This is a genomic window from Herbaspirillum sp. ST 5-3 (genome assembly GCF_004804275.1).
Classification (GTDB): Bacteria; Pseudomonadota; Gammaproteobacteria; order Burkholderiales; family Burkholderiaceae_D; genus Noviherbaspirillum.
In genome coordinates this window covers 97,871-105,631 of the sequence record NZ_STGI01000018.1, presented here as the reverse complement: position 1 = coordinate 105,631, position 7,761 = coordinate 97,871, and the positions used below count along the sequence as shown (strand labels likewise).

General features: G+C 58.5%; 9 protein-coding genes. 3 read left to right on the top strand and 6 right to left on the bottom strand.

Translation table 11 applies throughout. The features are described 5' to 3' along the window. Positions 1–173: 173 nt before the first annotated feature. The 5 genes from E6W33_RS24845 to E6W33_RS24825 all read right to left on the bottom strand — a co-directional run bounded on the left by E6W33_RS24845 (position 174) and on the right by E6W33_RS24825 (position 5,855). Positions 174–602 (bottom strand): DUF3995 domain-containing protein, encoded by a 429-nt coding sequence (locus E6W33_RS24845; protein ID WP_168798752.1) that lies wholly within the window; start codon positions 600–602, stop codon positions 174–176. Between the two features lie 159 nt (positions 603–761). Beyond that, positions 762–1,214 (bottom strand): YiiD C-terminal domain-containing protein, encoded by a 453-nt coding sequence (locus E6W33_RS24840; RefSeq protein WP_136420066.1) that lies wholly within the window; start codon positions 1,212–1,214, stop codon positions 762–764. Between the two features lie 30 nt (positions 1,215–1,244). Next, positions 1,245–1,589, bottom strand: coding sequence for a hypothetical protein (locus E6W33_RS24835; RefSeq protein WP_136420065.1), 345 nt, complete (start codon positions 1,587–1,589; stop codon positions 1,245–1,247). 12 nt (positions 1,590–1,601) lie between these two features. Beyond that, entirely contained in the window at positions 1,602–2,198 is a 597-nt protein-coding gene (locus tag E6W33_RS24830) for a DUF2238 domain-containing protein (protein WP_247869779.1), read from the bottom strand. A 276-nt stretch (positions 2,199–2,474) separates the two neighbouring features. Beyond that, positions 2,475–5,855 (bottom strand): EAL domain-containing protein, encoded by a 3,381-nt coding sequence (locus E6W33_RS24825; protein ID WP_136420064.1) that lies wholly within the window; start codon positions 5,853–5,855, stop codon positions 2,475–2,477. Positions 5,856–6,056: 201 nt separating this feature from the next. On the opposite strand from E6W33_RS24825, the gene E6W33_RS27685 reads away from it, so the two are divergent. After that, positions 6,057–6,197 carry a hypothetical protein gene (locus E6W33_RS27685; protein WP_247869778.1) on the top strand — a complete coding sequence of 47 codons (141 nt, stop codon included), beginning with the start codon at positions 6,057–6,059 and terminating at the stop codon, positions 6,195–6,197. 9 nt (positions 6,198–6,206) lie between these two features. After that, a complete protein-coding gene (locus tag E6W33_RS27680; protein ID WP_247869777.1) occupies positions 6,207–6,488 on the top strand; it encodes a hypothetical protein in 282 nt (93 codons plus the stop codon). Here the strand turns inward: E6W33_RS27680 and E6W33_RS24815 are convergent. Further along, a complete protein-coding gene (locus tag E6W33_RS24815) occupies positions 6,461–6,895 on the bottom strand; it encodes a GNAT family N-acetyltransferase (RefSeq protein WP_136420063.1) in 435 nt (144 codons plus the stop codon). The two genes, E6W33_RS27680 and E6W33_RS24815, sit on opposite strands and share 28 nt — an antisense overlap. A 147-nt stretch (positions 6,896–7,042) precedes the next feature. Here E6W33_RS24815 and E6W33_RS24810 point away from each other — a divergent pair, with 147 nt between their 5' ends. Further along, positions 7,043–7,519: a hypothetical protein gene (locus E6W33_RS24810; RefSeq protein WP_136420062.1), complete on the top strand. Its 477-nt coding sequence runs from the start codon at positions 7,043–7,045 to the stop codon at positions 7,517–7,519. The last annotated feature ends 242 nt before the right edge of the window (positions 7,520–7,761 follow it).

Here is a 7,761-nt window from a genome sequence, read left to right as displayed (position 1 = left end):
ACAAAGGCAAGCGCATGGCTTGCCTTTGTCTCGTTCACTTCCCGAATTGACTCAATCGGCTCGAAGCGCAAATTGGCGTACTGCTTCGTGCGCCCTCGCCCTTTCGAAAAAGGGTTTTTCTACAGCTTCAACGATGAATAAAACCGCGGGAAGCCGCCCCCTCGTCGGAAGGGCTACACACCGTTATGCAGAGCAACGAATGCAACGCCGACGGACAGCAGCAGGCACAACGGTGAATAGACCAGTGTGTCGAGCCGCGCGAAACGAGTGCCGCGCACACGCTTGAAGAATCCCAGGTACTTGAACTCTCCGATGGCGCGACCGAGAAGCCCAAGCGCGAGCGCGTACGAAAGCGCGGACGGGACGGCCTTGGGGACGGCGAGTGGAATCAAGCCATCGGTAATCGCGACCAGTGCCGCAGCCAGCAAAAGCGCAAACCCCACCGTGACCGTCGCTCGCCGTGACGGAACGAACAAGGGCTTGCCTTCGACAGTCGGGACCGCGCCGCTCCCGGCAACCGTCGGTGCGAGCGCCATTCGGAAATGCCATAGCGCCAACCCGATGAAAATGACGCAAACCGCAACGGCGAATGCTGTATGCATGGCGACCTGACGAAGGTAGAAAAGTGTCTCCGCATCTTGCCACGTCCGACCTGTAATCACAATAATCAGTCCATCGGAAGCAAGACAGCTCCCCCGTGGCACGTCGTGTTTCATCGCATCAGCGCAATTTCATCATCCTGATGAAACACCATGGCGCGACTACGCACCGTGCGCACCCAATGCCACAAATTCGCCGACCAGCTTGCCGACAACTTCACCAGCATGCTCCAGCTCCGATGATACGGAGAGCCTGGCCTTGCCCTTGCGAGCAAGCATGCGCGTGAACTGCTGCCACTGCGCCGGCTGCTCGAGGAAGGAGCGCGCCGTAAACTCGCCCAGGATCGGTTGCTGATACTCCATCGTGTTGCGTTGGATTACGAGACGGCTGGAAATTCCTTCCGAGCGCAGGCGCGTGTGAAGCAGCGACCATGCGGCAAGGATTGCCAGCGCGGACGCACTGCCGCCAAACACGGTATCGCGGTGATTGATGTTGGGTGCGAGTGGAGCACGAAGGACGACCTCGTCCTGCGCCACTGAAACAACGGAGGCATCCATTGCCCTGGACAAGGGAATGTGTTCGTGGAGGTACTTTTCCAATTCTATTGCGAGCATGCGCTCTCCTGGTTAATGCGTGTGGCTGGCTTACTCGGGCGCTTGCCTGTCAGCGCGCAATTCCTTGTCAGGCGAAGCCGCGTGTCGCTGCACGATCAATCTTAGCTTGGCCCGCAAAAACAACTGCGTGCCGAAAACTGAGCCGCCGATAAAAAGTGAGTTCGCAAGAAAACGGCGCAGCTCGTCGTTTAACCAGCTTGGTTCCCAACCTCGCAAAATCAGCGAAAGCGAAACGCAAACAACAATGACAACCCAAGGCAGCGCACTCTTTGCAACTCCAGGAGTAGGCTCGTCCCAAAGCCTTTTTGCTTCAGCCACGGGGATATGCAGTTCACGCGCAAGCAAGGCAGGCCATGTCGCAAAAAGATTTCGCATATCTAGTGCCACCTATGCCGGCCGGCGGTCCGCATGGCCATCGGCCTTGAGCGCGGCGTACGATGGCGCGTCCACTGCGGCGATATGCCGGTCGTGAATTCGCGACAGCAGAAGCATGGCGATTGACGCGCCGATCAATGCGAAAAACATGTCTGACTGCGTATCCCATGGATCACCCTGGGTACCGAGGAACTGGTCCGCTCCCTGGCCAAGTGCGAGGGCCGCCCACCATTCAACCAATTCATACCAGGCGCTGATGGCCAGCGCAACACACACCGCCAGAAATGCGGCCATCCTGCGCCCGGATACATAGCCACATCGAATAAGAATCTCTCTTGCGACCAGCGCCGGCACGAGGCCCTGCGCAAAGTGGCCGATCTTGTCATAGGGATTGCGTCCCAGAGAGAGCAGGTCTTGCAGCCAGAAACCCAGAGGCACTCGGGAGTAGGTGTAGGTGCCGCCCAAAATAAGAATCAAGGCATGGCAAAAAATCAGGCCGTATAACAAGCTTGTCAGCGGAAAGCGGCGATAGGTAAAAATCAGAACAGGCGCCGCAATCACAATCGGTGCCACTTCCATGAGCCAGGTGGCACGATCAGATGCGCGCATTGCGGAATATGCCAGGATGGCTAACAGGCCTGATCCACCTACCATCAACATATTGTCTCTTGTCATATCGTTCTTATGGGATTTGCCGTCTGACGACGATGCAGAAAAAGTATCCCCGCATCTTGCCACGCGCGAACTGTTATCACAATAACCATCCCACGGGAGAAACAAGGAGCGACTCCCATGGCCCGTCACAAGCACATCGATGCCAATCCCGCGCTTTGTGTCGACCGACCTCACGCGGAAACAGAAAGCCGCGACTTGGTGCTCGGGCGCTCAGGTATGCCCGTTCATACCGGCGGCCGTTGTTACAGGCGCGCGGAATTGCGCGATCCAATTCTGGAATTCCTCGGGCGGCATCGGCTTGGCGATGAAGTAGCCCTGCGCAATATCGCAGCCAAATCTGGCCAGTTGATCCCATTGGGCCTGGGTTTCGACACCCTCGGCCACGACCTTGCGTCCGAGATCATGCGCGAGGTCAATGGTGGATCGGACGATCAATGAAGAATCCTTGCTGGTTAACATGTCGTTCACAAAAGATCGATCGATCTTGATGTATTCCACCGGCAGCTTCTGCAGGTAACTCAACGAGGAGTAACCCGTGCCGAAATCGTCGATGTAGAGAGGGATTCCTTCATTGCGCAGGCTGTACAGCACGCGCAGCGCGAAATCGGGATCGTCCATCACCATGCTCTCGGTAATTTCCAGTTCGAGCAAGCCGGGCGTGACGCCCAAGGCCGCCTGCATCTTGCAGATCTTCTCCAGCAGGTTTTCATCGCGCAGGTTACGTGCCGAGAGATTGACTGCGATCGGCAGGGCACGGCCATCGCGCTCCCAGGTCCGGTTCAGTCGCAATGCCGTTTCGATGACCCATTCGGTGAGTGGCTTGATCAGTCCGGTATGTTCCGCGAGCCCGATGAATTCACCCGGCGAAATCAAGCCGCGCTCGGCGTGCTTCCAGCGTACCAATCCTTCCGTGCCGCACAGGTGTCCGGTGGCGATCTCGACCTTCGGCTGCAGGTAGAGCAGCAGATTTCCCCCCGCGATGGCGCGCCGCAGCTCCCCGACCATGGTCAGCCGCCCTGATTGTCCGTGACTCCGCTCCGGGTTAAAGACGGCATGGCTTATGCCCTCTTTCTTGGCCTGGTTCACGGTAATGTCCATATGGCGGAACAAATCATGCGGCGTCGATCCATGCTGCGGGAACAAAGCGATACCCATCTTCGCCGACACATCCAGGGACAAACCGGCAATCGGAAATGGCACGGCCAGCATCGCTTCCAGATGCTGCGCCATACCGACGGCGGCGGCCGTATCGCTGCCGCGCAGCAGGATGGCGAATTCGTCGCCGCGCAGACGCGCGACCGTGGCGTCGGCCGGGACGGCGGCGCGCAATCGGGTGCCGAATTCGCGCAATATATGATCGCCATGGTTGAATCCGAGAGCATCATTGATCTCCCTCAGCCGCTCAATATTGACCTGTAGCACGGCAAATGCTTGCCCGAGGCGGTTGCCGGCATCGATGGCGCCAACGAGCAATTCAGTGAATTGCGTTTCGTTTGGCAGGCCGGTAAGGCCATCGTAGAAGGTCAAGCGGTGCATGGCCTCCTGGATTCTTTGTTGCTCCGCCCGCGCGCGCAAGGTGGCAATGCCAAAAGCCAGATCGTCGGCCGACTCGGTCAGCAGCGCAGCTTCATCCGCACCGAAGCTGTCCGGTTCGCCAGCGTAGATAACGAGGCCGCCGATAATCTCGCCGCCAACGCGCAGAGGGCCGGCCACGCAGCACGCATATCCGGGCAGGAATGGCCGCCATGGCGCATACGCCGGGTCGGTGAGGATATTCCGCACCACACTGGTCCGCTCCGTTCGGACCGCGGTGGCGACCGCGCCGCGGCCGTACTCGTTGTCGCCCCAGCTGCCCTTCATGCGGTTGAGCGCTTCGAGCCCGCCCGGGTGCCCGCTCGCAGCCATTGGCCGCAGCGATTTGTACTCGTCGTGCACGCAATACCAGACCGATGCCATGCGATAACCGCCCGCCTCGACGATGGCTCTGCACATGCTGTCGAGCAGCTCCTGCTCGTCGGTCGCACGCAACATGGCTCGGTTGCCCGCACTCAGGGTTTTCAGTGCGCGGCTGACATGCTCCAGTTCGCGCAGGTGCCGTCCGAGCTCCGTGTTGAGCGACTGGATCTTTTCCTCTGCGTGCTTGCGCTCTGTAATATCGGTGCCCAGCACATAGTAGCCAACCACCCGTTCCGCGGCATCGCGCTTGGGCACGTAATTGATGGCTTGCCAGACACCGGGAAAGGGTTGCCAGTCATAACTTTGCGCTTGTCCTAGCAGCACCTTGTCGATGAGCGGAGCAGCGACTGCATAGCGCTCCTCACCCAGGATTTCACATACCGTGCAGCCAGCAATATCCTCCCGTCCCGGGGCGAAACGCTGGCGGTACTGTTGATTGACATAGACATAGCGTTGCTGCGCATCGACAAAAGCGATCATGGCCGGCACGTTGCCGATGACGCTGCGCAGATGCTCTTCGCTCTCGTGCAATTGCGCCGTGCGCTCGTGCACACGCTGCTCCAGAAGTTCGTTCTGTTCCCGTATCGTTCGCTGCGCCTGCCGCGCAACAGTCTCGTCGCGGAACACCAGCACCACGCCGCTGATCCGCCCCTTGGCATCGCGTATCGGTGCAGCGCTATCGGCGATCGAGCACTCGCGCCCGTTGCGGGCAATAAGCACGGTGTGATTGGCAAGTTCCTGGGCTTCGCCGGTGGCAAGTACCTGTGACACCGGTACTGTGGCCGGCGCGCGCGTGTGTTCGTTGATGATGTGAAAAACCTCATCGACTGGCCGGCCGCTCGCGTCGGCATGGCGCCAGCCGGTGAGCCGCTCCGCCACCGGATTCATGCGGGTGATACGACCTCCGGCATCCGTCGCCAGTACGGCATCGCCGATCGAGTGCAGCGTGGTGGCAAGGTTTTCCTCATTTTCAGCGAGTGCGCGCCGGCTGGCTTCCGTCTCCTGCAACTGGCGCCGGATCATGATGTAGCTTGCCGCCAGCAGCGCGCCCAGCAACAGGGCGGCCGCAGTGTCGGCGGCAATGAAGACTTGTTGCGCGCGCAACTGCTCGGCATTGCGGCTTTCCAGCAACTGGCGCCCTTCCTGCTCCATCGCACCCAACACGCGGTACATACGTTCGCGCGTTTCCTTCAAGGGAGCACTTGCCACATACGCGCTCGCCGCCTCGATGCCCTGGGTCTTGCGAAGCTGCTCGGTGCGCCTGGAAATCGCGATGCGCTCATCGATCACCGCGCGAAGTTGAATCCAGCGTGCCTGCTGGCGCGGGCTATCCGCGGTCAGCTGTCTGACCTGGCGCAGCATGATTTCTCGATCGGCAATCGTCGCATCTCGCTCGGCAAGCAATGCTTCATTGCCATGAAGTCTGTAGTTTTGCGTGGTCAACTCGATCTGCAAGGCATCGCCTCTGGCCCGCGCAAGGCTGTTGAGCACCTCATGGGAATGCGCTACCCAGCGCGCCGCGTTCGTGGCATCCGTCGCGAGTATCCGTGTCGAGATCGCGAGCGCTGCGACTACCAGCATGGCGGCGGCGAATGCGGTCAGCACCTTGGTTTCAAAACTCGAGCGTAATCTCACTGGAATTTCCCGGCTTTCTTGTTTCGACAGCTTGATGTCGGTGCCGATATCCTTACTCAAATTGGCATCAACTTGCAGCTTTCAGCATTTGTCGCCACACCTTTCGATTGATGGGATGGACTCCCCCCGTTTTTTTCGTGTCCAAGCGCATGTGCCGGTCGACGTAGGGACGGGATCAGCCTTCAACGAAATGAGTCCACAATGCATACTACTCCCGAGGTCCTTGATCTGGTCAAGTCCGTATTTCAGCGTGCCGTGACCGATGGCGCCTGGCGTGTTACTGAACATCATCGGCTTACCCGCAGCCAGTTCGAGCGCTGGTTTGTCGACCGCAACGTGTAGCTCGTCATCGTGGAAGCCTGCGGCTCGGCTCATCACTGGGCACGCTGGCTCAATAGCCGGGGTATCGAGGTGCACCGGCTGCCGGCCGCCTGCATCCGCGCCTACGTCAAGCGCAACAAGACTGATGCCGTCGATGCCTGCGCCTTGCTCGAAGCCGCCCGCTGCGGCTTGGCTGATCCGAACTCTGCTGTTCCTGCACTGATCCGCGGCACCATGAAGCTGCTCGCGGAAGAAATCCGCCTGCTCGAAAGGGTTGAGCCGCCTCACAGGGCTTCAATGCGCTTGACGTAGGTGACATTCGCGTGCCCCTTAGGTTGGCCGAGAACTACTGCCTGCCGTTTGTAGCCCAGCCTCTCGTAGAACCCAGGGGCCTGGAAGGTGTGCGTTGACAGCACCACCTGTTCGCAGCCTCTTCGTTGGGCCTCCGCCTCTGCGGCTTGCAGGAGGGTTCGTCCGAGCCCGCGGCCGCGCTGCGACTCATGCACCCATAGATGAGCAATGACACAGCAACCGCCCCAGGTGTGACCATTGAATGCGGCGATGACTTCGCCTGCTTCGCTACGCAACTGGCCACCAAGAAGCTTTCCATCGAAGTAGCCGGTTGCCTGCGAATTGAATTCGTAGATCCGCTCAACCAGGAATGCTTCGACCTCCACGCACTCCTTCTCATCGCAAAGCTCGACTGGTGGCGTCTTCATGGTGTCCAAGATTGAGTTCAACGGCCCGGAGGGTCGGTATGCAACGGTGTGTTTGGCGTCACGCTATCGTAGTCTCTATCTATTCTGCCCGACGCCTCTTCGCTCTTGTCATAGGAACCTTTTTTACCGCCTAAAACGCAACAGATCGTGTGCAAAATCAAAGGGCCTGAAGTGGAAGCTGTAGCTACGATCATCGATGTATATACGCTTGATGTCCCTCCGATCATGACCGGCCCTGGCCCTGAAATGGCTTTGGCAAGCAGGCCAAAAATTAAAGGCACCAGAGTCAAGATGAAAGCCGTAATCGGAAACCATATCAACCTTCTGTTATTTATTCTCTTCCCTCTTGTCTGGGCCAGAACGATTAGCGTAATCGGGGCGAGAAATGATACGAGAAATATAGGGCTGAAAAGCGCAGCAGCGCCCTTTTGCCCCAAGGCGAGAGCCATTATTGTGACCGTCCACATCGACGCGAACCCGCCCGAAAAAAATAATGCGACAGGTATATATAGGGCAAGGAATATCGCTCGGCTCATAAATACGCTTCCCAAATATTGCATTTCTAACGAAGGCGCCGAAAAAGTGTTCACTCATCTTGCCACTCCCAAACTGTTACCACAATAACCAGTCTATGGGAGAAACAAGGCGCGTTTCCCGTGGCCCGTTGCAAGCACATCGATACCAATCCGCGATTTCTACCGATTGACCTTCGCAGCTTTTGCCGGGCACCTTCGAGCATGCGCGGAACGAGTCGCTCGGACATGAAATAGTTCTGTCCAATTTCGATGCGCGCTATTGCAACAACGCCACTGGCGCTTCGCCTTATCCTCCGTTCATGCTACTCAAGATCATTTTTGCCCGGCTAC